The sequence below is a fragment of the Novosphingobium resinovorum genome (genome assembly GCF_027922145.1).
Classification (GTDB): Bacteria; Pseudomonadota; Alphaproteobacteria; order Sphingomonadales; family Sphingomonadaceae; genus Novosphingobium; species Novosphingobium resinovorum.
Genome location: NZ_BSFC01000021.1, coordinates 362354 through 387940, shown reverse-complemented (window position 1 = coordinate 387940; position 25587 = coordinate 362354). Strand labels below are relative to the sequence as shown.

At 65.0% G+C, this 25587-nt stretch carries 23 protein-coding genes and 1 pseudogene; 9 read left to right on the top strand and 15 right to left on the bottom strand.

All coding sequences use genetic code 11. From position 1 onward, the window contains the following. Positions 1-76: 76 nt before the first annotated feature. The 3 genes from rhaT to PKE80_RS14155 are packed head-to-tail and all read right to left on the bottom strand — an operon-like array spanning position 77 to position 3748. Positions 77-1144, bottom strand: a complete 1068-nt coding sequence (gene rhaT / locus PKE80_RS14165) for an L-rhamnose/proton symporter RhaT (RefSeq protein WP_271183037.1) — start codon at positions 1142-1144, stop codon at positions 77-79. Positions 1145-1172: 28 nt separating this feature from the next. After that, on the bottom strand, positions 1173-2321 hold the full coding sequence (gene lldD, locus PKE80_RS14160; RefSeq protein ID WP_211150810.1) for an FMN-dependent L-lactate dehydrogenase LldD: 1149 nt from the start codon (positions 2319-2321) through the stop codon (positions 1173-1175). Beyond that, positions 2318-3748 carry an FGGY-family carbohydrate kinase gene (locus tag PKE80_RS14155; protein ID WP_271183036.1) on the bottom strand — a complete coding sequence of 477 codons (1431 nt, stop codon included), beginning with the start codon at positions 3746-3748 and terminating at the stop codon, positions 2318-2320. Before PKE80_RS14155 ends, lldD begins: the two co-directional genes overlap by 4 nt. A 122-nt stretch (positions 3749-3870) precedes the next feature. Here PKE80_RS14155 and PKE80_RS14150 point away from each other — a divergent pair, with 122 nt between their 5' ends. Further along, positions 3871-5997 (top strand): bifunctional rhamnulose-1-phosphate aldolase/short-chain dehydrogenase, encoded by a 2127-nt coding sequence (locus tag PKE80_RS14150; protein ID WP_271183035.1) that lies wholly within the window; start codon positions 3871-3873, stop codon positions 5995-5997. 26 nt (positions 5998-6023) lie between these two features. Beyond that, on the top strand, positions 6024-7316 hold the full coding sequence (locus PKE80_RS14145) for a sugar isomerase (protein WP_008832079.1): 1293 nt from the start codon (positions 6024-6026) through the stop codon (positions 7314-7316). Between the two features lie 191 nt (positions 7317-7507). Here the strand turns inward: PKE80_RS14145 and PKE80_RS14140 are convergent, their stop codons facing one another. From PKE80_RS14140 to PKE80_RS14130, 3 genes are read right to left on the bottom strand one after another with little or no spacing between them, the layout of a single operon-like run. Further along, positions 7508-8098, bottom strand: coding sequence for an RNA polymerase sigma factor (locus PKE80_RS14140; protein WP_271183034.1), 591 nt, complete (start codon positions 8096-8098; stop codon positions 7508-7510). A gap of 7 nt (positions 8099-8105) precedes the next feature. Then, positions 8106-8546 carry a periplasmic heavy metal sensor gene (locus PKE80_RS14135; RefSeq protein ID WP_271183033.1) on the bottom strand — a complete coding sequence of 147 codons (441 nt, stop codon included), beginning with the start codon at positions 8544-8546 and terminating at the stop codon, positions 8106-8108. A 3-nt stretch (positions 8547-8549) separates the two neighbouring features. Beyond that, entirely contained in the window at positions 8550-8834 is a 285-nt protein-coding gene (locus PKE80_RS14130) for a BRCT domain-containing protein (RefSeq protein ID WP_271183032.1), read from the bottom strand. A 182-nt stretch (positions 8835-9016) separates the two neighbouring features. Between PKE80_RS14130 and PKE80_RS14125 the strand changes: the two are divergent. Further along, a pseudogene (locus tag PKE80_RS14125) lies at positions 9017-9390 on the top strand (copper resistance protein CopC). Between the two features lie 191 nt (positions 9391-9581). Here PKE80_RS14125 and PKE80_RS14120 read toward each other — a convergent pair. From PKE80_RS14120 to PKE80_RS14095, 6 genes are all read right to left on the bottom strand, one after another. Beyond that, positions 9582-10538, bottom strand: coding sequence for a Gfo/Idh/MocA family oxidoreductase (locus PKE80_RS14120; RefSeq protein WP_271183031.1), 957 nt, complete (start codon positions 10536-10538; stop codon positions 9582-9584). A 41-nt stretch (positions 10539-10579) separates the two neighbouring features. Then, on the bottom strand, positions 10580-11491 hold the full coding sequence (locus tag PKE80_RS14115) for a class III extradiol dioxygenase subunit beta (RefSeq protein WP_271183030.1): 912 nt from the start codon (positions 11489-11491) through the stop codon (positions 10580-10582). 1 nt (position 11492) lies between these two features. After that, positions 11493-11903, bottom strand: a complete 411-nt coding sequence (gene ligA / locus PKE80_RS14110) for a protocatechuate 4,5-dioxygenase subunit alpha (protein WP_271183154.1) — start codon at positions 11901-11903, stop codon at positions 11493-11495. A gap of 11 nt (positions 11904-11914) precedes the next feature. After that, entirely contained in the window at positions 11915-12940 is a 1026-nt protein-coding gene (locus PKE80_RS14105; RefSeq protein WP_271183029.1) for an amidohydrolase family protein, read from the bottom strand. Between the two features lie 3 nt (positions 12941-12943). Beyond that, positions 12944-13813 (bottom strand): NAD(P)-dependent oxidoreductase, encoded by an 870-nt coding sequence (locus PKE80_RS14100; RefSeq protein ID WP_271183028.1) that lies wholly within the window; start codon positions 13811-13813, stop codon positions 12944-12946. Between the two features lie 68 nt (positions 13814-13881). Continuing rightward, entirely contained in the window at positions 13882-15045 is a 1164-nt protein-coding gene (locus PKE80_RS14095) for a LysR substrate-binding domain-containing protein (protein ID WP_271183027.1), read from the bottom strand. Between the two features lie 98 nt (positions 15046-15143). On the opposite strand from PKE80_RS14095, the gene ligK reads away from it, so the two are divergent. The 4 genes from ligK to PKE80_RS14075 all read left to right on the top strand — a co-directional run bounded on the left by ligK (position 15144) and on the right by PKE80_RS14075 (position 19745). Next, complete coding sequence (ligK, locus tag PKE80_RS14090) at positions 15144-15818, top strand: 4-carboxy-4-hydroxy-2-oxoadipate aldolase/oxaloacetate decarboxylase (RefSeq protein WP_271183026.1); 675 nt, start codon at positions 15144-15146, stop codon at positions 15816-15818. Further along, on the top strand, positions 15811-16875 hold the full coding sequence (locus PKE80_RS14085) for a 4-oxalomesaconate tautomerase (protein ID WP_271183025.1): 1065 nt from the start codon (positions 15811-15813) through the stop codon (positions 16873-16875). Before ligK ends, PKE80_RS14085 begins: the two co-directional genes overlap by 8 nt. Continuing rightward, the gene (locus PKE80_RS14080) at positions 16868-17743 is read left to right on the top strand and encodes an amidohydrolase family protein (RefSeq protein WP_370424302.1); all 876 of its coding nucleotides are present in this window, start codon (positions 16868-16870) and stop codon (positions 17741-17743) included. The genes PKE80_RS14085 and PKE80_RS14080 overlap by 8 nt, the downstream gene beginning before the upstream one ends. 124 nt (positions 17744-17867) lie before the next feature. Further along, positions 17868-19745 (top strand): bifunctional sugar phosphate isomerase/epimerase/4-hydroxyphenylpyruvate dioxygenase family protein, encoded by a 1878-nt coding sequence (locus tag PKE80_RS14075; protein WP_271183023.1) that lies wholly within the window; start codon positions 17868-17870, stop codon positions 19743-19745. A 52-nt stretch (positions 19746-19797) separates the two neighbouring features. Here the strand turns inward: PKE80_RS14075 and PKE80_RS14070 are convergent, their stop codons facing one another. Both PKE80_RS14070 and PKE80_RS14065 read right to left on the bottom strand, forming a co-directional pair. Further along, positions 19798-21162: an MFS transporter gene (locus tag PKE80_RS14070; protein ID WP_271183022.1), complete on the bottom strand. Its 1365-nt coding sequence runs from the start codon at positions 21160-21162 to the stop codon at positions 19798-19800. Positions 21163-21315: 153 nt separating this feature from the next. After that, positions 21316-22230 carry a LysR family transcriptional regulator gene (locus PKE80_RS14065; protein ID WP_271183021.1) on the bottom strand — a complete coding sequence of 305 codons (915 nt, stop codon included), beginning with the start codon at positions 22228-22230 and terminating at the stop codon, positions 21316-21318. Positions 22231-22550: 320 nt separating this feature from the next. On the opposite strand from PKE80_RS14065, the gene aroD reads away from it, so the two are divergent. Next, positions 22551-23300: a type I 3-dehydroquinate dehydratase gene (gene aroD / locus PKE80_RS14060; protein ID WP_271183020.1), complete on the top strand. Its 750-nt coding sequence runs from the start codon at positions 22551-22553 to the stop codon at positions 23298-23300. Positions 23301-23350: 50 nt separating this feature from the next. On the opposite strand, the gene pobA is transcribed toward aroD, so the two are convergent. Continuing rightward, complete coding sequence (gene pobA / locus PKE80_RS14055) at positions 23351-24520, bottom strand: 4-hydroxybenzoate 3-monooxygenase (protein WP_271183019.1); 1170 nt, start codon at positions 24518-24520, stop codon at positions 23351-23353. Between the two features lie 123 nt (positions 24521-24643). On the opposite strand from pobA, the gene PKE80_RS14050 reads away from it, so the two are divergent. Next, a complete protein-coding gene (locus tag PKE80_RS14050) occupies positions 24644-25525 on the top strand; it encodes a helix-turn-helix domain-containing protein (RefSeq protein ID WP_271183018.1) in 882 nt (293 codons plus the stop codon). Positions 25526-25587 lie beyond the last annotated feature (62 nt).

Sequence of the window (25587 nt, the reverse complement as noted above, 5' to 3'; positions counted from 1 at the left end):
GCTACCTTATGTCGCTTTATGTCGGTCCATGCGCGGGCTTATGACGGACTTTTCGATCATGAGCCATCATTTCTGCTCACGGGGTCATCCCCGCCTCGATCATGTTGCCCGCCCCGATGATCACCGTCGAGCCGACGAGCAGGCTTATCCCGGTCCAGACCAGCGTGCGCGTACGAAGGCTGGCGCCCTTCCACTCCTTCAGCGCAAAGCCCCAGAGCGTCGAGAACAGGATGATGGAAGCCATGTGCAGCGTCCACGAGGAGAAGCCGTAGCGTCCCATCTGGCTCTCGCCCATCGTGTAGAAGAAGAACTGGAAGTACCACAAGGTGCCGCCCAGCGCCGCCAGCAGGTAATTGACCAGAAGCCTGGGCTTTTCCCCGGTCGGCACTCGGCCGAGAAACTGGCCGAAGCTGCGGTTGCGGCGGATGAGGATCGCGCACCAGATCGCATTGGTGGTGAGGCCGCCCGCAAGCACCACGCACAGCACCGGAAGCCCCTGGCTCAACGGATCGGTCCCGGCCGCCAGCGTCAGGTCGCGGATCGGCTGTCCGGCATCGAGGCCCCAGGCGAAACAGCCCGACATGACGCCCGAGAACACCGCGATCAACAGGCCTTTGCGAAGGTCGAACTCGGCCACGCCCTCGGAAATCTTGCCGCCCAGGTCCTTGTCCTTGGCGCTGCCCGCCCGCGCGACGACGACGATCCCCGCCAGCGTCACCAGAATGCCCAGCAGCGTCAGTTGTCCGCTGGGGCGTGAGGCGATCTCGCCGATGGTGCCGTGGAAGATCGGCGGTCCCATCGTGCCGATCACCGTGGTCAGTCCTAGCGCCACGGCCATGCCCAGAGAGAGCCCGAGATAGCGCATCGTCAGCCCGAAGGTCAGCCCGCCGAAGCCCCACATCGCACCCCAGAACCAACACCACAGCAGGGTCCGCGAAGGCGTGGCGGCCAATACGCCGAGCAGGTCCTCGGTGCGCAGCGAGGCGAAGAGCCAGGGCGCGATGGCCCAGGAGAAGATGCCGCCCGCAAGCCAGAATATCTCCCACGACCACAGCTGGATGCGCTTGTAGGGGACGTAGAAGCTGGCGGAGGCGAAGCCGCCAAGCCAGTGAAACAGGACGCCCAGCGGCGGATTGCCTCCCATGATTTTCGTGATCCTCTCTTGATGTATGTTATCGGGTGGCCGCCAGGCAGTTGCGGTCGATCTGGTCGATGCGGGTGGTGCCGGTGAGCGCCATGGCAACGCGCATTTCGGCCTCGATCAGCTTGAGCATCTTCGTGACGCCTGCCTCGCCGCCGGCTGCGAGCGCCCAGGCCCAGGCGCGGCCCAGCAGCACGCCCTTGGCGCCCAGCGCCAGCATCCGCACCACGTCGAGGCCGGAGCGGATGCCGCCGTCGGCCAGCACGGTCAGGCGGTCTCCCACTGCATCGACGATCGGAGGCAGGGCGCGGGCGCTGGAAAGCACGCCGTCGAGCTGCCGCCCGCCGTGGTTGGAGACGACGATGCCGTCCGCGCCCAGCTCTGCGGCTTCGCGCGCGTCATCCGGGTCGAGAATACCCTTGATGATCAGCGGCCCCTTCCATTCGGAGCGAATGAAATCGAGATCGCGCCAGTTGATCGAGGGGTCGAAGTTGTTTCGCATCCAGGCGAAGAAGTCCTCGATCCCGGTCCTGCCCTGTAGCACCGGGGCGACGTTGCCGAGCGTGTGCGGGCGTCCGTTGATGCCGACATCCCATGCCCAGCCGGGCCGGGCGGCCGCCTGCGCGAAGCGCCAGAGCGCGCCCTTGATGCCGCCGGATCCGGCAAGGCCGGTGTGGTAATCGCGATAGCGGCTGCCGGGGACCGGCATGTCGACGGTGAAGACGAGGGTGGAGCAGCCCGCCTCGACCGCCTGCGCCAGCAGGTCCTTCATGAAGGCGCGGTCGCGGATCATGTAGAGCTGGAACCAGAACGGCCGGTCCGCAGCCCTGGCGACTTCGCCGATGGTGCAGGCGCCCACCGTGGAGAGCGTGAAGGGAACGCCGGCGTTCTGCGCCGCCCGCACCGCCTGCGTCTCGCCGCGCCGGGCGTAGAGGCCGGCCAGCCCGATCGGCGCCAATGCAAGGGGCAGGGCCAGCTTCTGGCCGAACAGCTGCGTCGACAGGTCCAGCGCCGAGACGTCGCGCAGCACGCGCTGGCGCAGGGCGAGTTCGGCAAGGTCGGAGACGTTGCGACGCAGCGTCGCCTCGGCATAGGAGCCGCCGTCGATGTATTCGAACAGGAAGCGTGGCAGCGTGCGGCGTGCGGCTTCGCGAAAGTCGGGGATCGAGGCGGTGATCATGCGGTCAGTCCTGCGGGAGCCTTCGCCACGGCTTCGCGCCAGGCGTCGCGATAGCCGAAGAGGTCGCCTTCCAGCGGTTCGACGCAGATAAGTTCGCCGCCCGCTTCGAGCGACGGGTCGATCAGGCGCAGCGCGCCGAACGAGACGTCGTTATGGGCATTGGCGAGGAAGACCCGGGTGTCCGGCCGCAGCGCGGCGAGCGCGCGCACGAAGACCTCGGCCTCGGAAAAGCGCCCCTCGATCAGCAGCCGGTCCTTCGAACCGATCAGGTCGAGCGCGGTATCCGCCACCAGCGCGGCATAAAGGCAGATTGCCGCGCGTCGGGCGTACCAGGTTCCCTGCCACTCGACCGGCGCGTTGACCCAGCGCGCCTCGCCGTCGGGATAGGGGCCGAAGCCGGGCGCGAGCGTGGGCATCATCATCGTGCGGCGGCGCAGCAGCGCCGGGACTTCGGCCATCAGGCGGGGCTGGTCGGGCTTGATGTCGATGCGGCGGGTGTCGAGCTGGATGACCGTCTCGATCTCGCGCCCGCCCATGAAACGGGCCGAGGGCACGGGCGCGCCATAGGCATCGACGTTGACCAGCGTGTCGCGCCCTTCGGGCAGCGAGGCGATGGCGAAAGGTCCGGCGGCAAGGCGCATGGCGATGAACCATGTGCCGGTGGAAAGGATCGTCGCCTCCTGCCGCGCGATCTGCGCGAAGCCGCGCGCGGCGAGCAGCGCGGCGTTGGAATCGTGAAGTCCGGCAAGCACTTGCGCACTCGCGGGCAAGCCCGTCTCGGCCGCGAGTTCGGGGCGCAGGGTGCCCACGACCTCGCCTGCGCCGACCACGGGGGCAAAGCGCTCGGCCCAGCCGAGGCGCTCGGCCATCGGGGAGAAGCGCGCTTCGCCGGGTGCCCAGAGGTCCGAGTGGCAGCCGAGGCTGGTCACTTCGCTGACCGCCCGGCCGGCGAGGAACCAGGCCCAGTACTGCGCCCAGGGCACCAGCGTCGCCCGCGCCATCGCCTCGGGGTGGCGCTGCGCCATCCACCAGATCTGCGCGCCCATGTTGAGGCCGTCGGGCAGGGCGGGGGAGCCCGTCACGGCCAGCGCGTCGCGCTCGGCCCGGTAGGCGGCCATGACGTCGCCCGGGATCGGCTGTTCGTAGTCGAGCGGGGCGAATAGCAGCCCGTCTTCTCCGATCGCGGCGAAGGCGGCGCCATGGGCCACGGGGATGATCGCCTCGACCGGATGGCCTGCCCATTCACGCAAGGTGGCGCGCAGCCATTCGCCGATTCCCTCGGCGTCGAGGCGGCGAATCCCGTCGATTTCATGGGTCGGGTTGGGGCGCACCTGGCGGCACACAAGGGTACCATAACGGCACCACAGCGACACCTTGCTGAGGGTCTTGCCAATATCGACGACGATGTAAGCGCCTGTTCCTGCCATTCTCTCCGCCGCCATTTTCAACCAGGCAGCGATCTGCCTGAACATGGTGTTGATTGATTGCTTATGAGCGATTAGTATCGAGTCAGATTGAACATAAAAAGAGGTAATGTCAGAGGGTGCCCATGGATACGATCACTGCCCCCGCCGCCCCGTTGAAATCCGCCCCCGCGCTCACTTTCGCCGTGCCGACCAGCCGGTGGGACGACTCGGTCGCGGCGTCTCTTTCTCCTGCCCAACTGCTGCTCTACCGCTCCAACCTGCTGGGTTCCGACCTGACTGTCACCAACTTCGGCGGCGGCAACACCTCCGCCAAGCTGCAGGAGGTCGATCCGCTGACCGGAGAGACGGTGGAAGTGCTGTGGGTGAAGGGCTCGGGCGGCGACATCGGCTCGATGAAGCTCGATGGATTCGCGACGCTCTATCAGGACAAGCTGCTTGGCCTCGAACAGCACTACGGCGGCCCGGACGACGACGACAAGATGGTCGGCTACCTGCCGCACTGCACTTTCAACCTGAACGGCCGCGCGGCGTCGATCGACACGCCGCTCCATTCGCTGCTGCCTTTCGCGCATGTCGATCACGTCCACCCGGACGCGATCATCGCGCTTGCCGCCAGCTCCGGCGGGGAGGCGGCGACGCAGGCGATCTGGGGCGGCCGGATCGGCTGGCTGGCGTGGAAGCGCCCCGGCTATACGCTGGGCGTGCAACTGCGTGACTTCGTGGCGGCCAACCCCGGCGTCGAAGGCGTAATGCTCGCGGGCCACGGCATCATCTGCTGGGCGGACAGCGCGAAGGCCTGCTACGAACACACCGTCGAACTGATCGCCGACGCTGCCGCCTACCTCAATGCGGGCCTTGCCGGTAAGCCCGCGTTCGGCGGCGCGGCTTATGAAACCGCCGGGGACCGCGCGGCAATCGCGGCCGATCTCATGCCCCGCCTACGTGGCCTGATGACCGGAGCGCGGCGCAAGGTCGGCCACTATTCCGACGATGCCGAAGCGCTCGAGTTCGTGAATTCGGCCGACTTCCAGCGTCTCGCTGACCTCGGGACCTCGTGCCCCGATCACTTCCTGCGTACCAAGATCGCGCCATTGACGCTCGACCCGGCGCGGTTGCAGGATGACGCCTACCTGGCGCAGAAGATCGCCGATTACCGCGACCTCTATGCTGCCTATTACGAGCGCTGCAAGCGTCCGAACTCGCCCGCGATGCGCGATGCCAATCCGGTCGTGGTGCTGGTGCCGGGCGTCGGGCGCATCACGTTCGCCACCGACAAGACCACCGCGCGCCTCGCCGGCGAGTTCTACGGCAACGCCATCAATGTCATGCGCGGGGCCGAGGCGATCGGCGACTATATCGCGCTCGATGAACAGGAAGCCTTCGACATCGAGTACTGGTTGCTCGAGGAAGCCAAGCTGCAGCGCATGCCCGCGCTCAAGCCCCTGGTCGGCCGCGTCGTGCTGGTGACCGGCGGGGCGGGCGGCATCGGCGCGGCTAGCGCGGCGCGGCTGATGGCCGAGGGCGCCTGCGTGGTTCTCGCCGACCGCGACGGCGCCGTCGTCGAGGACGTGCGCGCCGGTTTCGCCAGGCAGTTCGGCAAGGACGTGGTGCGTTCGGTGGTGTGCGACGTGACGGATGAAGCGCAAGTCGCCGAGGCCTTCGCCGTCGCCGCGCGCGAGTTCGGCGGCCTCGACATCCTCGTCGCCAATGCGGGCATCGCCTCCTCGGCGCCGATCGAGGAGACCACCATCGCGCTATGGAACCGCAACTACGACGTTCTGGCGCAGGGCTATTTCCTGACCAGCCGGGCCGCGTGGCCGCTACTGAAGGCGATGAAGGAACAGGGCGGCACCAGCGTCGTGTTCATCGGCTCGAAGAACGGCGTCGCCGCTGCTACCAATGCCAGCGCCTATGCCTCGGCCAAGGCGGCGGCCAACCACCTTGCGCGCTGTCTGGCGCTGGAGGGGGCGCCGCACGGCATCCGCGTCAACGTCGTCAACCCCGATGCCGTCATCAAGGGCAGCCGCATCTGGGACGGCGACTGGCGCAAGGAGCGCGCGGGCGCCCACGGTATCGACACCGGCAAGGAACTGGAGGAACATTACCGCCAGCGCTCCATGCTCAAGCGCGACGTGCTGCCCGGTGACATTGCCGAGGCGGTGTACTTCCTGGCGGGCGACCAGTCCGCCAAGTCCACCGGCAACATGATCAACGTCGATGCGGGCAATGCCCAGGCGTTCACGCGCTGATCACGACGGGAAGAGGATAAGAGACAATGACGAACCTGCCGATTTCCGCCGAACTGATCGCGGAAGCCAATGCCCGCGCCGCCGAGGCGCTGGAAGACGACTACGCCTCGCTGGGCCGCAAGCTGGAGCGTTCGGGCATCGCCATCGATGCGATCAGGGACAAGGTTGCGGGCTTCTCCGTGGCGGTGCCGACATGGGGCGCGGGGCGCGGCGGCACCCGTTTCGCCAAGTTCCCCATCCCCGGCGAGCCCACCAATATCCACGAGAAGCTGGAGGACTGCGCGGTCATCAACCAGCTCTCGCGCCTGACCCCGCGCGTCAGCCCGCATTTCCCGTGGGACAAGGTCAGCGACTACAAGGGGCTGCGCGAGGAGGCGGCGAGCCTCGGCCTGGGCTTCGATGCGGTGAACTCGAACACGTTCCAGGACCAGAAGGGGCAGGCGCAGACGTATGCCACCGGCTCGCTCTCCTCGACCATCGAGGCGACGCGGGCGCAGGCGGTGGAGCACAACATCGAGTGCATCGAGATCGGCCGCCAGCTCGGCTCCACCGACCTGACGGTCTGGGTGGGCGACGGCACCAACTTTCCCGGCCAGCAGGACCTCGGCCGCAGCCTCGACCGCTATCTCGACGCTGCGAGCGAGGTCTACGCCGCGCTGCCGGACGACTGGCGGATGTTGCTGGAGCACAAGATGTTCGAGCCCGCGTTCTACTCCACCGTCATCAGCGACTGGGGTTCCTCGATCCTTGCCGCGCAGGAGCTTGGCCCCAAGGCCAAGTGCCTCGTCGATCTTGGCCACCATGCGCCCAACGTCAACATCGAGCAGATCGTGGCGCGCCTGCACCGGTTCGGCAAGCTCGGCGGCTTCCACTTCAACGACAGCAAGTACGGCGACGACGACCTCGATTCCGGCTCGATCAATCCGCACCAGCTGTTCCTGGTGTTCAACGAACTGGTCGAGGCCGAACTGGCCCCGCGTGATGGCTTCAACCCCAGCTACATGATCGACCAGTCGCACAACGTCACCGACCCGATCGAATCCATGCTGTCTTCGGCCGAGGCGATCGGATCGTGCTACGCCAAGGCACTGCTGGTCGACCGAGAGGCGTTGCATCTGGCGCAGGAAGCGAACGACACGATGATGGCCTTCCAGGCCCTGCGTCGGGCCTACAACGTGGACGTTTCTCCGATTCTCGCGAAGGCACGCATCGATGCGGGCGGCGCGGCGGACGTGCTGGGCGTCTATCGCGAAAGCCGCTGGCGCGACCGCAAGGCGCAGGAACGCGCGGCGGTAGGGCTGGGGGCCGGAATTGTCTGAGAATTCGCAATGAATTCCGAGCAAATCGTCGGCCGCGCGGTGGGAAAGGCATCCTGCTCCTCAGACGCGCAAAGACGTTGATTATGAAGCAGGGCTCCGGCGGGGTTCGTGGTGATCGGGGTCTGTCGATCTGCCGGACCTGCCGGTTTCCGAAAGATGGACGCTTCGATGCCCCTCACCAAATCCCGCCGCTATCCCTCTATCAAATATGACAATTTCTGCCGGGCACGGTAGATGCGTGTCTCGACGGCCTTGCGGCTGATGCCGAGTATCGCAGCCGCTTCGTCCTGAGCCAGACCCTCGATCGCGCAGAGCAGCATCGGCTCTTTCAGGGTATCGGGGAGCGCGGCCAGGGCGGCATGAATGCGATCGACCTCGCGGCGCGACGCCAGCGCTGCTTCAGGTTCTTGTGCGGTATCGGCGACTGCCAGGGCATGCTCCATCGGCAGGGCGAGGGACAGGAACCGCCGTACCGCTCGCCGCCGTGCCCAGTCGCGGCACTTGTTGAGGGCGATCCGCAGTACCCATGCCCGGAACGACCGCGCCGGATCATAGCGGCGCAGCGCGAGGAAGGCTGCGACGAAGCTCTCCTGCGTGACGTCGAGGGCATCGGCATCATTGCCCACATGGCCACGCACCACGCGGAACACGGCGCTGCGGTGCGCAGCCATCAGCGTATCGAACCCGGCCTGCCCACCGGCAAGCGCGAGCGCGACGGCGCGGGACTCGTCTCCCTTCGCGTCGCCGCGTGCATCAATGCGGCTCTGTCGTGCGCCGGTCACTGGCAGATCAGTCCTGCGGCGGGGACGTCAGCGCCTCTGCCACTGCCGTATCGAAACGGCCGGTCTGGTCGGCGCGCAGGACGGCGCGCATCGCGAAGATGTGCTGCAATGTTGCCTTCTGAAGTTCGCCCATCGCCACGTGAGAGTGATCAACCGCTTTCTCGACATCCGGACCATAGGCGTGTTCGTGTGCGATAGCGGCCGCGAGATCGGAATTGGCCGCCAGCAATTCCGTTTCGAGGCGCGCCCGCCGGGAGGCGAAGCCCTTCTCCAGCAGTTCGATACGCTCCATCTGAGCTGGATCGAGATTCAGTTCGCGATGAAGAACCACATGAATCCGGCTCTCTTGCGGTTCCGGTTCCCGCAGCCGCTGCCCCAGCCAGAGCGCACCGAGTGCGACAAGGAATGCCAGCAACGCGACCAGACAATAGCGGGAGACGTTTCCCATCCCTCAGGACACCAGCAAGTGCGAAGGCGCCGCAGCGGGCAGGCCAAGCAGTGTGTCCTCGTGGACGTAGGCATGCTCACGCGCACCATCCGGTCCGGCACTGCCCGAAAGGCCGCCCCACAAACCGACTCCGCCGGCGACAACGCAGGCAAGCAGGAGGGATCTGTGAAGCGCCCATCGCTCGCGCCCTGCCGCCAGCCCGGCCATGACTTTGCCATCGAGCGTGCCAAGGGCCATTGGCACGGGTTCGTCGCGCAGTTGTGCAAACATGCGATCCAGATCGTCCAAGCCTTCGCTCCTTTCACACGTCCACACGCCGTCGGGCTCACTGCTCATACGCGGCAAATCGCCGCATCCCTCGCCCCGTAAAAATTTCGCGACGCATGAGAGGGATCGCGCCGGACCTTGCGTATGACCTCATGTAAATCCGGACAAGCTGGTTCGTCCGGATCGAATGAGGAAACCTTGCGATGCGCCTTGCTGTCCCTGCGGCCGCCATCGGCCTGTCCATGGCAGTCCTGCCCGCCGCGGCGTTCGCCCATCCCGAGCTGTTGAGCGCGACCCCGGCGGCGAAATCCGCCGTGACCAGGCCGACCTCGATCGTCCTCAACTTCTCCGAAGACCTCGTTGCGCCGCTGTCAGGGTTCGATCTTGTCATGACCGGTATGCCCGGAATGGCCGATCATAAACCGATGCCGATCAAAGGCATCGTCGCCAGGGCCAAGGGCAGGGCCGTGACGGCGGCACTGCCGCGCCCCCTTCCGACCGGCACATCCTGACCTGGCACGCGGCCGGCGCCGACCAGCACCGCATCGAGGGCAGCTACGGCTTCACCGTCCGCTGATGCATGAATGAGAGCGATTTCCGCTTCATTTCCATGGCGCCTGTGCCTGGATGATCGCTTTATGGCGCGCCGTGTGGCCTCGCTGCGTGCCTGAAGCACCGCGACCATAAGTGGTCACGGTGCTTGCATGGCTCAGGAACGGATGCCGGCTGCGATCATCGGGCTACGTCCCATGCGGATGCGTCGTGCCGTCAGGACCAGCCGTCCTGCGCTTCGAGGCTGGCGGCCAGTTCGCCGATCACGCGGTAGCAGTCGAGCACCTTGCCGACCGACGAGTTCGGCTCGCGCCCTTCGCGGATCGCGGCGATGAATTCGCGGTCCTGCAGTTCGATGCCGTTGTTCGAAACGGTGACGCCGGTCAGGTCGATCGGTTCTTCCTTGCCGTTCACGAGATCGTCGTAGCGCGCGATATACGTGCCGTTATCGCCGATGTAGCGGAAGAAGGTGCCCAGCGGGCCGTCGTTGTTGAACGACAGCGAAAGGGTGCAGATCGCACCGGTTTCCGCCTTGAGCTGGATCGACATGTCCAGAGCGATGCCCAGTTCGGGGTGCTTCGGCCCCTGCAGCACGTTGGCGGCGACGATCTTGCCCGACTGGTAGGCGAACAGGTCGATCGTGTGCGCGGCGTGGTGCCACAGCAGGTGGTCGGTCCAGGAACGCGGCTGGCCCTTGGCGTTGATGTTCTTGCGGCGGAAGAAGTAGGTCTGCACGTCAAGCTGCTGCAGCGTCAGTTCGCCGGCGGCGATCTTGTTGTGCACGTACTGGTGCGAAGGGTTGAAGCGGCGGGTATGGCCGACCATGCAGACTAGGCCGGTTTCCTGCTGCTTGGCGACGACCGCTTCGGCATCGGCCCAGCTGTCCGACAGCGGGATTTCCACCTGAACGTGCTTGCCCGCGTTCATGCAGGCAATCGCCTGTTCGGCGTGCATCTGGGTGGGAGTGCACAGGATCACCGCGTCCACATCGGGCAGGTCCAGTGCTTCGGCCAGATCGGTGCCGGAATGCGGCGCGCCGTACTTGGCGGCGACTTCGGCGGCCTGCTCGGCGGAGCGGCTGATGACCGAGGCGATTTCCACGCCGTCGATGTTCTTGAGGCCGTCGAGGTGCTTTTCACCGAAAGCACCGGCGCCCACGAGGGCTATGCGCATGGTATTCTCCCAAGGAATGGATGAAATGTAACGAACGAAATTCAGATCGCGGATTGGGCTGCCGCGTTGTTGCCTTCCAGCGTCGGGCTGGGCGGCACCGTGCCATCCACCGGTTCGAGCACGAGGTGCCCGATCGCGGTATTGGAGCACGGTACGTGGTAATGGCGGTGCAGCGCCCTGGTTTCGCGGCCCAGCGCGCCGCGCATGATCAGCCACATCACCATCTCGATACCTTCGGAGCCGGTTTCACGCAGGTATTCGATGTGCGGGATCGTGCGCAGCTTCTGCGTGGAGCCCACCATGCCGTCGAGGAACATGTTGTCCCATTCGGCATTGATCAGCCCGGCGCGCGGCCCCTGAAGCTGGTGGCTCATGCCGCCGGTGCCCCAGATCTGGACGTTGAGATCCTCACCCTCGAAAGACTGCACCGCGCGGGCGATCGCCTCGCCCAGTGCCCAGCAGCGGTTGCCCGAGGGCGGCGGATACGTAACCACGTTGACGGCCAGCGGGATGACCTTGGCGGGCCAGTTCTCGGGCGCGCCGTACATCATCGTCAGGGGCACGGTCAGGCCATGATCGACGTCCATCTCGTTGATGATCGTCATGTCGAATTCGTCGAGGATCAGGCTCTGCGCGATGTGCCAGGCGAGGTCCGGGTGGCCTTCGACGTCCGGCACCTTGCGCGGTCCCCAGCCTTCGTCGGCGGGCTTGTAGCGTTCGCCGCAGCCGATCGCGAAAGTCGGGATGATCTTCATGTCGAACGCCGATGCGTGGTCGTTGTAGACCAGGATCACGACGTCGGGCTTGTTCTCGGGCTTCGCGATCCACTCTCGCGTCCAGTCGTAGCCTGCGAAGATCGGGCCGAAATAGGCGTCCCGGTCCTTGCCGGTATCGGCGGCGACACCCAGAAGCGGCACATGGCTGGAGGCGATGCCTGCGGTTATGCGGGCCATTTCAACAGTTTCCTTTGATCGAGCGTACGCCTTCGGGCGAACGGCCGCCGGCATCCATCATGGCTTTGTATTCATCGACGCTCATACCGGTCATCGTCGAGACCGCCTGCAGGAAGCTGAGGCCGTCGGTCGAGAAGACCTTGGACAGGAAGTAGATGTTGCCGCCAAGATCGAGCAACCGGTTGTAGTCGCGGGCGAGCACGGCTTCCTTCTGGTCGTCGGTCATCGGCCATTCGTTCAGGTAGGCGCGCTCGTCCGCCAGCCAGCGGGTGCGGTTCTCTGCTTTCATCAGGCTCATCGCGAACTGGTTCAGATGGTAGCCCTGCCGGGCGCGCGCGGCAGTGTAGACGCGCGTACCGGGGATATCGTCGAACTCGCTAAGATATTCGTGAATGTCCCGTGGGCCGATCACAGCCTTTTCGGTCACAGGCCGCGTTCCTTCAGCTTCGCGTCGAGGCGCGGGAAGACCTTGCGGGTGTTGCCTTCGAAGATCGCGTGACGCTCCTCGTCGCTGATGTCGAGCGCATCGACATAGCGCTTGGTGTCGTCGAAATAGTGGCCCGTCTGCGGATCGATGCCGCGCACCGCGCCGACCATCTCCGAGCCGAACAGGATGTTCTTGTTGGCGATCACGTCGGCCAGCAGGTCGATGCCGGGCTGGTGGTAGACGCACGTGTCGAAGAACACGTTGTTCATGATGTACTCGTCAAGGCTGGGCTTCTTCAGCATGTCGGCCAGTCCGCGATAGCGGCCCCAGTGGTAGGGCACCGCGCCGCCGCCGTGCGGGATGATGAAGCGCAGCTTCGGGAACTTCGCGAAGAGGTCGCCCTGCATCAGCTGCATGAAGGCTACGGTGTCCGCCGCGATGTAGAAGCCGCCGGTCGCGTGCATCGCCGGGTTGCACGAACCCGAAACGTGGATCATCGCCGGTACATCCAGTTCCGACATGACCTCGTAGATCGGGAACCAGTATTCGTCGGTCAGCGGCGGGTGCTCGAAATGGCCGCCGCCCGGATCGGGGTTGAGATTGCAGCCGATGAAGCCCAGTTCCTCCACGCAGCGGCGCAGTTCCTTGATCGAGGCGGTGAGGTCCGCCTTGGGCGACTGAGGCAGCATGCAGACGCCCACGAACGTCTCGGGGAACATCGCGACCACGCGGGCGATCAGGTTGTTGCAGTGGAAGGCCCACTCCTCGGAAATCGCCTGATCGCCGACATGGTGCGCCATGGCCGATGCGCGGGGGGAGAAGATCGTCAGATCCGCACCGCGTTCCTTGATCAGCTTCAGCTGGTTCTGCTCGATCGTCTCGCGGATTTCCTCGTCGGAAATCTCGGGGTAGGGCGGGATCGGCTCGCCGGCCTTGAACGCGGCGATCTGGGCCTCGCGCCAGGCGTCGTGCGCTTTGGGCAGGACGGTGTAGTGACCGTGACAGTCGATGACGAGCGACATGGCTCAGTTCTCTCCCTTAGGTGTGGCGGTAATGGCCGCAAGCTTCGCGGTGAAGCCTTCCGGCAGCGATTCGATGGTGAATTCAGCCCCGACGTCTCCCAGCGCCTGCTGGCGGGTGACGGTGCCCTGGGTCATGAGCGGATCGATGCCCAGATCGCGCAGCATCTGCGCGGCCTCGGCCATCTCTGCGGCGCGGCGGCGGCCGTGGACGAGCATGCGGTCGAGATTGTAGTCGGCGCGTGTCGCCCAGGAAATCGTCTTCTCGCTGGCGTCGAGCGAGGCGAGCACGGCCTCGGCCACATCCTCGGCATGGGCGGCCAGCATCATCTCGGCGGTGAGCGCTTCCAGCCCCTTGACCATGACCGAGCGCACCAGCTTGATCGCGGAGGCCCGGCCGATGGCATCGCCGACGACAGTGGTTCTGGTAAAGCCCGCGTCGCGCAAGCGGCTTTCAGCCTCCTGCGCATCGGGGCCGGAGATGTTCAGCGGCACGGCCATGCGGGCCGGGTCGACCGGGGCCATCACTGCGACATCGACATAGCGCCTGCCCGCGTCCGCGAAAGCGCGCGCGGCTTCCCGCTTGGTGCCGGGAGCGATGGAGTTCATGTCGCAGAAGAGAGCTTCTGGCGCGATGAGCCCGGCGCATTCCCGCGCGACTTGCAGCGCCTGGTCGGCGGTGACGAGTGAAAGGACGATGGCTGCCCCCGTCACGGCCTCGCCCATGTCCCGGCACGGCATGACGCCAAGCCCGGTCATGGTGGCCAATCGGGACTTAGCAATATCGAATACGCGCGCGCGTTCCTGCCATGACGCTGCTTTGGCGAACGTCGCCCCGGCTTCGCCAAACCCGATGATGCCTATGGTGCCTCTCATGGCGGCTTAAGTGCCGTTGAGTGCCGTTCGGTCGCAAATCGGAACTCGCGAAGAGTTATAACACTGCGCTAAGTCTGTGTAAGTCCGCAATCGCGTGCGGCGGCTTCGAGATCGGCAAAAAACTCCGACTGGACCTCGGTGGGAAGGAGGGAGGCGCGGGTCGTCATGCCGATTGTACGGGCGAATCGTTCGGGCAGGCGCGCCAGCGGGCGCAGCCATCCGGCCTCGACTTCCACGGATACCTGATCGGGGGAAAGCAGGGTGATGAAGTCGGTGCCCATCAGGACCTGCCGGATCATCATCACCGATCCCGATTCGATCGGAACCGGCGGCAGGGGCAGGCCGAGGTCCGTGAAATAGCCTTCGAAACTGTCGCGCAGCGGGGTTCCGCGCGGGGCCAGTGTGAAGGGGAACCGCGCCATGTCCGCGCCGGTCGGGTCGGTGTCCGCCAGGGGATGGCCGTGCCTTGCGTAGAAGGCCGGAACGTCGTCGAACAGGCGATGCTGGGCGAGGTCAGGCTCGGTCAGCGGTTCGCGCAGGGCGCCCACCATGAGGTCGATCACGCCGCTGCGCAGCGGTTCGACCAGTTCGGCGCGCGATCCTTCGACGATGGTGAGGCGAACCTGTGGCCTTCGCGCAAGAAAGCGGGCGACGGCGGCAGGCAGGATGCGCGCGCGGGACAGCGGCATGGCGCCGATGGCGATGCGCCGTGTTTCGTGCCCGCGCAGGGCCATGACTTCGGACAGTCCCGCTTCCAGTTCGACCTGAGCCAGGCGAAACTCGCGCGCCAGTTGATTGCCTGCATCGGTCGTGATCGCGAACTTGCCCCGGCGGCTCACCAGCGTGCGGCGCAGCGCCAGCGACAGATCGCTGACGGCGCGGTGGATCGATGGGATCGATAGCCCGGTCGCCTGGCTGGCGCCGGTGTAGCTGCCCGTCTCCGCCACTGCCAGCATCGCGCGCATCCGCGACATGGTGACGTGCGGGCTCCGTATATGAGCCAGCGCGGCGGCGATGCGGGGGGCAAGGATCTCGCCCGCGCGGGTCGGGATCATGCCGTCATGGCGACGCTCGAACAGTGGCAGGCCCAGCGTGTCCTCCAGCCGGCCCAGCGCCTGTGTTATTGCGGGCTGGCTTAGGTTGACCGCGCTGGCGGCGGCATTGACCGTTCCCAACCGGGCAATTCGCTCCACCGCATGAAGGTGCCGAAGGTTCAGCGTCCAGATGTCCATGCGGTCACTCTTAGCCAAATCCAATCGCACTTTCCAAAGTTCTCTTTCCGTTGCGACGGCGGCTTCGCCATCTCGGTGCAAAACTAGGAGTGCATGTCATGAGTGGTATCGTCGTCCAGAACATCGAGCGCGCTGACCCGGCCGTGATCGACGGTCTCGCCAGGTGCGGCGTGGCAACCGTTCACGAAGCGCAGGGCCGCACGGGTCTGCTCGCCAGCTATATGCGGCCGATCTACAATGGCGCGCGCATCGCCGGCTCGGCGGTGACTATCAGTGCGGCACCGGGCGACAACTGGATGGTCCATGTCGCCATCGAGCAGCTCAAGGACGGCGACATTCTGCTCCTCGCCCCGACCAGCCCTTGCGAGGACGGCTATTTCGGCGACCTTCTCGCCACCAGCGCGCAGGCGCGCGGCTGCCGTGGCCTGATCATCGACGCCGGCGTGCGCGATGTGCGCGACCTGACGGAGATGAACTTCCCCGTCTGGTCCAAGGCGGTCTATGCGCAGGGCACCGTCAAGAACACGCTGGGCTCGGTCAACGTGCCCGTGGTCTGCGCCAATGCCGCCGTGCAGCCGGGTGACGTGATCGTGGCCGACGACGACGGCGTCTGCGTCGTCCCGCGTGAAAAGGCAGCCGAAGTTCTGGCCGCCGCGCAGGCCCGCGAAGCCAATGAAGGCGAAAAGCGCGAGAAGCTGGCCAGCGGCGTCCTTGGCCTCGACATGTACAAGATGCGGGAGCGTCTGGAGAAGGAAGGTCTGAAGTATGTCTGACCCTTCCGTCAGCGCTCCCTGCATGTGGATGCGCGGGGGCACGTCCAAGGGCGGGTACTTCCTGAAGGACGACCTGCCCGCCGAACCGTCCGCGCGCGATGCCTTCCTGCTGGGCGTGATGGGCTCGCCCGATCCGCGCCAGATCGACGGCATGGGCGGTGCCGATCCGCTGACCAGCAAGGTGGCGGTCGTCGCGAAATCCGCACGGGACGGGATCGACGTCGATTACCTGTTCCTGCAGGTCTTCGTCGACAAGGCGGTCGTGACCGACGCGCAGAACTGCGGCAACATTCTGGCCGGGATCGGCCCTTTCGCGATCGAACGCGGGCTGGTGGCCGCCACTGGCGATGAGACGCCGGTGGCGATCTATATGGAGAACACCGGGCAGGTCGCCGTCGCTACCGTACAAACGCCGGGGGGCAAGGTCACCTACAAGGGCGAAGCCGCGATCGACGGGGTGCCCGGCACGCATGCTCCGGTGCCGCTGGAGTTTCGCGACACCGCCGGTTCATCGTGCGGCGCGCTGTTGCCTACCGGCAATGCGGTCGACGTGGTGAACGGCGTGCCGGTAACCCTGATCGACAACGGCATGCCCTGCGTGGTGCTCAAGGCGAAGGACGTGGGGATCACCGGTTATGAGGATCGCGACACGCTGGATGCCGACACGCAGCTCAAGGCGCGGATCGAGGCGATCCGGCTTGCCGTGGGCGAGCGGATGAATCTGGGCGACGTAACCGACAAGTCCGTACCCAAGATGATGCTCGTCGCGCCGCCAAGGAACGGCGGGGCGGTCACCGTCCGCAGCTTCATCCCGCACCGTGCCCATGCCACGATCGGCGTGCTGGGGGCGGTGTCGGTGGCGACCGCGTGCCTGCTTGAAGGCTCGCCCGCCGCCGAGGTCGCGGCGACGCCGGCAGGCGCACGCAAGACCCTCTCGGTCGAGCACCCCACCGGCGAGATGACCTGCGTACTTGAAACCGACGAAAGCGGCGCCGTCGTCAGTGCGGCCCTGCTGCGCACTGCGCGCAAGCTGATGGATGGGATTGTCTATGTCTGATCGTATCGTTTCCTGGCACGGCGCGCCCTCGAAGCCGCTCTACACTCCGCCCGCAGGCGCGATCGACGCGCATTGCCATGTCTTCGGACCGATGGCGCAGTTCCCGTTCAGCGCCAAGGCGAAGTATCTGCCCGAGGACGCCGGGCCGGATATGCTGTTCGCCTTGCGCGATCATCTGGGTTTTGCGCGCAACGTGATCGTTCAGGCAAGCTGCCACGGCACGGACAATGCAGCCACGCTCGACGCCATCGTGAAGAGCAATGGCAAGGCCCGCGGGGTCGCGGTGGTCGATCCGGCGATTTCTGAGGCAGACCTTGCCGCGCTGCACGAAGGTGGCATTCGCGGCATTCGGTTCAACTTCCTCAAGCGTCTTGTCGATGACGCGCCCAAGGACAAGTTCCTCGAAGTGGCCGGGCGCCTTCCCGAAGGCTGGCATGTCGTAATCTACTTCGAGGCCGACATTCTTGAGGAACTGCGCCCCTTCATGGATGCGCTTCCGGTGCCGCTGGTGATCGATCACATGGGCCGTCCTGATGTCCGGCAAGGGCCGCACGGTGCTGACATGAAAGCCTTTCGCGCCTTGCTCGATAGCCGTGACGATATCTGGTTCAAGGCGACCTGTCCGGACCGCCTCGACCCGGCCGGCGATCCGTGGAACGCCTTTGCGGATGCCGTGGCGCCGCTGGTCTCGGATTATCAGGATCGCGTGCTCTGGGGCACCGACTGGCCCCACCCCAACATGCAGGATGCTATCCCGGACGACGGGAATCTGGTCGACATGATCCCGCGCATCGCCCCGACACTGGAATTGCAGCACAAGCTGCTGGTGACCAATCCCATGCGGCTTTACTGGCCCGGAGAACTTTGACGGTATCGCCCGCCGGAGTGATCCGGCGGGTATAACCAAATGCTATGAAAGACGGCTCCGCAACCGCTTAAAGTCATGCCCTGCTGCGCAGATATGGAGTACACCATGTCCAGCGGAGCATCCGATGCACAATGCCATTGCCACCGTGTCGCTGCGCGGCACCCTTGAAGAAAAGCTGGCCGCTGCCGCGCAAGCGGGTTTCCAGAGCGTCGAGATATTCGAGAACGACCTGATAGGTTCTGCGCTGCGTCCGCAGCAGGTCCGCAGGCTGATGGAGGATGCCGGGCTGTCCTGTTCGCTCTATCAGCCGTTCCGGGATTTCGAAGGCATGCCCGGTGCCCTGCGGCAGCGGGCGCTGGACCGTGCGGAACGCAAGTTCGACGTGATGGAGGCACTGGGCACGGATCGCATCCTGGTGTGCTCGAACTGCTCGCCCGCCTCGCTCGGCGATCGGCAGCGCATCGTCGATGATTTCCGCGAACTGGGCGAGCGGGCCGCCCGGCGCGGCATCCTCGTCGGCTACGAAGCGCTGGCCTGGGGGCGGCACGTCAACGATCATCGCGATGTATGGTCGATCGTGAAGGAGGTGGATCACCCCTCGATCGGCATCATTCTTGACAGCTTCCACTCGCTGTCGCGCGGCATTCCCAATGACAGCATCCGCGACATCGCGGGCGACAAGATCGTCTATGTCCAGTTGGCCGACGCGCCGCTGCTGGACATGGACCTGCTCTACTGGAGCCGCCATTTCCGCAATCTTCCGGGGCAGGGCGGTTTCGACCTGACCAACTACGTCGCGGAGATTCTGCGCACCGGCTATGAAGGGCCGCTGTCGCTGGAGATATTCAACGACCGCTTCCGTTCGATCTCCACCAGGCTGATCGCGCAAGACGGGCATCGCTCGCTCGAATATGTCCGCGACGCCGCCCTTCGCGTATTGGGCCGTCCGACGGCGATGCCCGCCGCCCAGGCACCGATGCGGGCCGAGTTCGTGGAATTCACCGTCGGGTCGGAAGACGTGGCACGGCTGGGCGAAACCTTCGCCGAACTGGGCTTCGCAAGGAGGGGCACGCACCGCACCAAGAAGGTGACGCGATGGCGTCAGGGTGAGGTCAATCTGGTCGTCAATGCCGAGCCGAAGGGCTTCGCACAGTCCTATCGAATCGTGCACGGCACCTCGATCTGCGCGATCGGCGTGCGGGTGAACGACGCGCAGGCGGTGATGGATCGCGCCGCCGCTCTGGGCATTCGCGCCTATAAACCGGAAGGCCGTCCGGGGCGCATGGCGATGCCCGCCTTGCGAGGCGTCGGCGGCAGCCTTGTCTACCTTGTCGAGGACGCCGGCGCTGAGGCGCTGTGGGCGCGGGAGTTCGAGTCGGCGGATGTCTCCGCCGCGCAGGGTGACACGGCGGTGCGGGACATCGATCACCTCGCAGCGGTCGTCCACAATGACGAGTTCCTGTCCTGGCAGCTCTATTGGCGCGCCCTGTTCGGGCTGGAAGGCCGTGATGCGCAGGACGTCATCGATCCGGCCGGACTGGTCCACAGTCAGGCCCTGCAGTCGCCCGACGGCGCCTTCCGCCTGACCCTCAATGCCTCCGATGCGCGCGAGACGCTCTCGTCGCGTTTCCTGGCGCAGGGGCTAGGCGGCGGCTTCCAGCACGTTGCCCTGACCAGCGACGATCTGTGCGCCACCGCCCAGGCGCTTCAGGCACGCGGCGCTGCGATGCTTGATATTCCGGCGAACTATTATGACGATCTGGCCGCCCGCTTCGGACTGACGGACGAAGTGCTGGCAGGGATGGTGCAGGCCGGGATGCTTTACGACGAGGATCTGGAAGGCAATGCATACCGGCAGTTGTACAGCCGGGCTTTTGACAAGCTGTTCTTCTTCGAGTTCGTCGAACGGGCACCTGCCTATGTCGGGTACGGAGCGCCCAATGCCGGTGTCCGGCTTGCCGCGCAAAACCGCTATCGCGCGGCGACAGCAGGGGCGGAGTAAATAGGCAAGAGCCCCGTCCGCCGTTTGGCAGATGGGGCTCTTGTTTTTCAGTTCAGCGCTGGCCGGGCAGGCGGATCAGCGAGGCGCAGAAGCCCGCCAGCACGACCGGTACTGCAAACACCGTGAAGATGACGGGAAGGGAGACCTTCTCTGCCAGCAGAAACCCTCCCAGCATCGGGCCGATCACGGCGCCGATGCGGCCTATGCCCATGGCCCAGCCGATGCCGGTGCTGCGTGCCTCGGCTGGATAGAGGCTGGTCGCCAGCGGATAGCAGCCGTTGAACCCTCCCTGCACGAAGACGCCGATGAGGAATGCGGTCAGCAGCGTCGCGGCCAGCGGCATCGACACGGCGCCGAACACTACCAGGGCAACCGCCGCCAGCAACATGTAACCCAGGATGAGGCGGCGCAGGTCGAAGCGCATGGCTACGTAGCTCAGCAGCGAAATGCCGACGAAGGCGCCGATGTTGAAGATGGCCCCGGCATAGATCGCGTCCTTGGCCGGGAGGCCCGCTTCGACGGCGAGCTTGGGGATCCAGCTGATGACGAAATAGAGCGTCATGAAGCTGAACGTGATCGCCAGCCACAACAGCATGGTGCTCGCCGCGCGCCCCTCGCTGAGGAGGCCGCGCAGCCCGACGTGCTCGGCCTGGGCGCTCTTGCGCTCCGGCAGGGCTTCAAGCGGAGCGCGGCCGATGACGACGAGCAGGCGATTGGCCCGCTGCAGTGCGTTCGCAGGCTGCCGGGAGAGCAGGAACTCCACCGATTCCGGCAGGAAGGCAAAGACGAGCGGGATCGACAGCAGGCACAGCGTCGCCGCGCCCAGCAGCATGGCCTGCCACCCGTGCGCCTCGATGTGCTGGGCGACGAGAAAGCCCGTCAGGGTCGCGCCGACGGGGTATCCGGCCTGCAGGAAGCCCACGGCGAAGGTGCGGTGACGGGCGGGAGCATATTCGGCCGTCAGGGCCGCCATGCTGGCGAGGACGGTGCCGATGCCGATGCCGACGATGAAGCGGCTAATCAGCAGTTCGGTGATCGAGCTTGCCAACCCCGAGCCGAACATGGCGGCGGCCATCATGACCAGCGAGGCAAGGATAAGCTTGCGCCGCCCGAACCTGTCGGCCAGCGGAGCCACCAGCAGGCCGCCGGCGGCCATGCCTGCGAGGCTTGCGCTGAAGACGACGCCGAGGCTCTCGGGGCTGATCCGCCAGTCCACAGACAATGCGGGTGCGATGTACGACAGGATCAGCACGTCCATGCCGTCCAGCATGTTGAGCATGAAGCAGATCGCCACGATGAGCACCTGCCGGGCAGACCATCGGTCGTCGCCGGACAGTTCCTTCACGCTTGAGGACTGGCCCTGCACGGTGACGTAGGGGCGGACGGAAACCGACCCCGAGGCGGAATAACTTGCCATGGTAACGCTCTTTTCCATCCTCTTCACGGCGCTTGCTTTGCGCCTGTGCTCGCCCGGTCATTGAACAGCGTCAGTCGGGCCTTACCGATCATGTCGTAACGGCAACAGCGTAATTCTCGCACACCACGCAACGATGTTCGGCATGCCCTTATGTTATGGGTGGGAATGCGTCGCAGATCGCGGCAAAGCCAGGAGAATGTTGCGCGCGATCTCTTCGAACGTTTCGCCAACCAGCGTCCGTGCCGTTTCCAGATTTCGGCTTATGTAGACGGGCAGGGTGCCGGGATGCTCGAATTCCAGGAAGCGTACGGTGTCGGCATGGGGCTGCATCGCGGTGAAGCTGTCAACCAGCGCTACCCCCATGCCGTTGGCGACGAAGGCTACGGCCGTCTCGGCGAAGCGCACGTAAGTCGCCACGTCCAATACCTCGCCCGCTTCTTCGTACATTCGAGCGATGATCTGGCCGTGCGGCGTTTCCTTGCGGAAGGACTGGATTCGTTCGCCGTGCATATCGGCAAGGGCGATATGGCTCCGGTCCGCAAGCCGGTGCCCCGCCGGGACGGCGCAGACCATGCGGCCGCTGCCGATGCGGCTGGACAGCACGTTGGGATGGTCGATGGGAAAGACGCTCAAGGCATAGTCGCCGCGCTGCAGGGCCAGCCAGTCGACCGCCTGCTCCACCGAAAGCACGTCGAACTGGATGGTGACGTCGGGGTAGTTGCCCGTCAGCCGCGAAAGCATCTGCGGCACCACCGAATGCCCAAGCGAGGGCGATGCACCGACCCGGAACGTCCGGTCGACACCCTTGGCCAGCCGCTGCACCACGTGTTCGAGGTCGCTGAAGCCCTTGAAGACCTGCTCCACTTCCCGGAACAGCGCCTGCGCTTCGGGGGTGGGCAGCAGGCGGCCGCGCGTACGGTCGAACAGGCGGAAGCGCAGCTTGTCTTCCATGTGCCCGATCATGCGGCTCAGCCCTGGCTGCGACGTGCCCAGCATTCGCGCTGCGCCGCTCACCGTCTTGGTGATCATCACGGCGTGGAAGATTTCTATCTGCCGGATCGTCAGCATAGGCCTGCATATCCGATTGCCGCGCCAGGGGACAATAGCGATCCGCTCGGCGCAATGCACCGGCCCGCGTCGGACCGCACGTGAAAAAGTGGAACGAGGAGACTTCCCATCAGGTTATGTACCATTTAGTACACACGAATGCCGACCACAAGATCGGTTCATGACACTTGCGGAGATTGAATATGCCTTTGATGCGGCGCCGCCAGGCTCTTGCCCTTGGTGCAGCGGCAGGAATCCTGCCCACTATCGGCGCTACGGCGATGGCCGCGGCTCCTGCTCCGAAAGCACCGAATCAGCTCCGGCCGATACGGATTCGTGACGTGGAGATCGGAGCCGGTCGTACCAAGACCATTGTGTCGCTGATCGAAACTACACCCGATGCGGTGCTGTCGCGGGCGCGCCTGCTGGGCAGCATGAGCGAGGTCGACGTCGTGGAATACCGGGTCGACTTTCTGGATGCCACCCTCGATCCGCAGGCGGTCGCGGCAACGATGCGCCCGGTGGCCGATGCCATCAAGGGCAAGCCGCTGGTGGTGACGTTCAGAACCAAGGCCGAAGGCGGGCAGAAGGCCATCACTCCGGCCGAGTACGCGGCCATCTATCAGGCGGTTCTGAAAAGCGGTGCAGGCGACCTGATCGACATCGAAGCCGCCTTGTTGTCCGATCCGGCAGTGGCCAGGCTCAAGTCCGATGTGCAGGCGATGGGACGCCATGTGATCCTGTCGCACCACGATTTTGCGGTCACGCCTTCGGTTGAGGTCATGGTTACGCTGCTGCGCCGGCAGCAGGCGCTCGGGGCGGATATCTGCAAGCTGGCGGTAATGCCGCATGATGCCGGCGACCTGCTGCGGCTGCTGGAAGCGACCTGGATCATGCGTCGCGACCACGGCGATCGGCCGCTGGTAACGATGGCGATGGGTGGTATCGGCGCCGTGTCGCGACTGGCGGGGGAAGCGTTCGGTTCCGCGCTGAGCTTCGGCGCCCTGGGTGATCCGTCCGCGCCGGGGCAGGTGAAGGTTGCCCAACTGCGGGATACCCTGGCCATCGTGCACGACGCCATAGCGGGGTAAATCGAGTTTGATCCCGCCGGATCGATCGGGCGGGGCTTTTTCTTGGCGCGTCAGACCGGGAGGCCAACGTAGTTTTCCGCGATGACGCGCTGCGCTGCATCGCTCGATGCGATATAGTCCAGCTCCGCAAGCTGGATGCGGCGTTCGAAGGCGCCGTCATCGGGGAAGCGATGCATCAGCTTGGTCAGCGACCAGCTGAAACGCTCTGCCTTCCAGACGCGGGCGAGGGCTTTCTCGGAATATCCGGTGATCGCATCGCCATCGTTGCTCTTGAAGAACGCCAGCAGCGCCTCTGATGCATAGTGAACGTCGCTGGCTGCAAGGTTTAGTCCCTTGGCGCCGGTGGGCGGCACGATATGTGCAGCGTCGCCGCACAGGAGCAGGCTGCCATGGCGCATCGGTTCGAACACGAAGGACCGTAGCGGCGCGATCGATTTCTCGATGGAGGCGCCGCGCGTGATGTGTGCGGCCGCTTCGGGCCCCAGGCGGATGCTGAGTTCATCCCAGATGCGTTCGTCGCTCCAGTCCTCGACCCTCTCGGTTACCGGAACGTCGATGTAATAACGGCTGCGCACGTTGCTGCGCTGGGAGGCGAGTGCAAAACCTCGATCATGGTTCGCGTAAATCAGTTCATGGTTACACGGAGGCACGTCGGCCAGAATACCAAGCCAGCCGAAAGGATAGACCCGTTCGAAAGTCCGGCCCACAGACGCGGGAATCGTCTGACGTGATGGGCCGTGGAAGCCGTCGCATCCAATGATGAAGCGGGCATCGACCCGGTGCTCGGCGCCATTCTTGGTGTAGGTCACGAAAGGGGCGTCGCTTTCGATATGATGCAGGGCGACGTCGGCGGCCTCGTAGATTATCTCCAGGCCGCGCGGTTCGGCGGCTTCCATCAGGTCGCGGGTCAGCTCGGTCTGGCCATAGACCATGACCTGCTTGCCTGTCAGGGCCTTGATGTCGATGCGGATCAGCCGTTCGCCGTCGGCCAGGTTGAAGCCGTCATGCGGCAGGCCTTCCGCTTTCATGCGCGCATCGAGGCCAAGGCGTTCCATAAGGCCGACGGTGACCCGTTCCAGCACACCGGCGCGGATGCGCGACAGGATGTAAGGCCCGGTCTGGCGTTCAAGCACGATGCAATCCACGCCTTCGGCTTTTAGAAGGTGTGCCAGCAATAGACCCGCAGGTCCTGCCCCAATAATTGCAACCTGTGTCTTCATCGCGCAATCTCCACGGGCGGCGCGCTCTGGTTCGGCGCGTTCGCATAGCCATGGATTGACAGCGGCGGACCTCTGCTGGAAGAGACGGCAAGGTCATATGACAGGTACTTTTGGGACAGGGCGATGCAGCATAGTTCTATTCCCAGCTTCGTCCTGTATGGCGAGAAGTCGGGCGATAATGTCCCGGAATTCGCGCATATAGAAACGATAGCGACGCGCAGCGCCTTGTACGATTGGGAGATTTCGCCGCATCGCCATCTGCGCAGCGTGCAGGCCCTGCTGTTATCCAACGGACAGGTTGAGTTCCGCTGCGATGATCTGGTGCGCCATCTTTGCGCCCCCTGTTACATGATCGTGCCGATCGGCAGCGTGCACGGATTCCGCTTTACGCCGGAGACATCCGGGCATGTGATGACGCTCTCGGCGGGATTTACCTCGCGCGCGACAGGTAGCAACGATCCTCTGCTGCGCTTGCTTACCCAAGGTGCCTGCGGAACCGTACCGGAGGCTAACGTCGCGCGGGTGTCCTGGTTGTGTGACGAACTGCTCAATTGTCAGGCAGACTGGCGCGCACCGCAACCGATGTTCATGGCTCTGGCCGAAGCGCTCGTCAGGTCTCTGCCTTTACCCATTCAAGACGAGACGCTCGACGAAGAACGCCTTGTGGCGTTCCGTCGGCTAATTGAAACTCACCTGCGAGAGCATTGCAGCGTTTCCTGGTATGCACGGCGACTGGGTATCACCGCGAAGACCCTTAATCGGACATGTCAGCGCAGCTTGGGTTGTACGCCGACGGAGCTTATCCATGCCCGCCTGATTCTGGAGGCTCGGCGGCTTCTGGCGTTCACAAATGCGACTATTGCGCAGGTATCCGAAGATCTTGGTTTTTCGGACGCATCATATTTTTCCAGATTTTACGCCAGGCTCACTGGAAACCGGCCGCGATGTGATCGTATGCCCAACGACGGACACTCCTTGCGTGCATGGGCCATGCCCAGGCCATGATCGCCGCTCTGGCGGAGGGACATTGCCACGAGCATTCGCATCGCCGATGACTTTGCCATCGC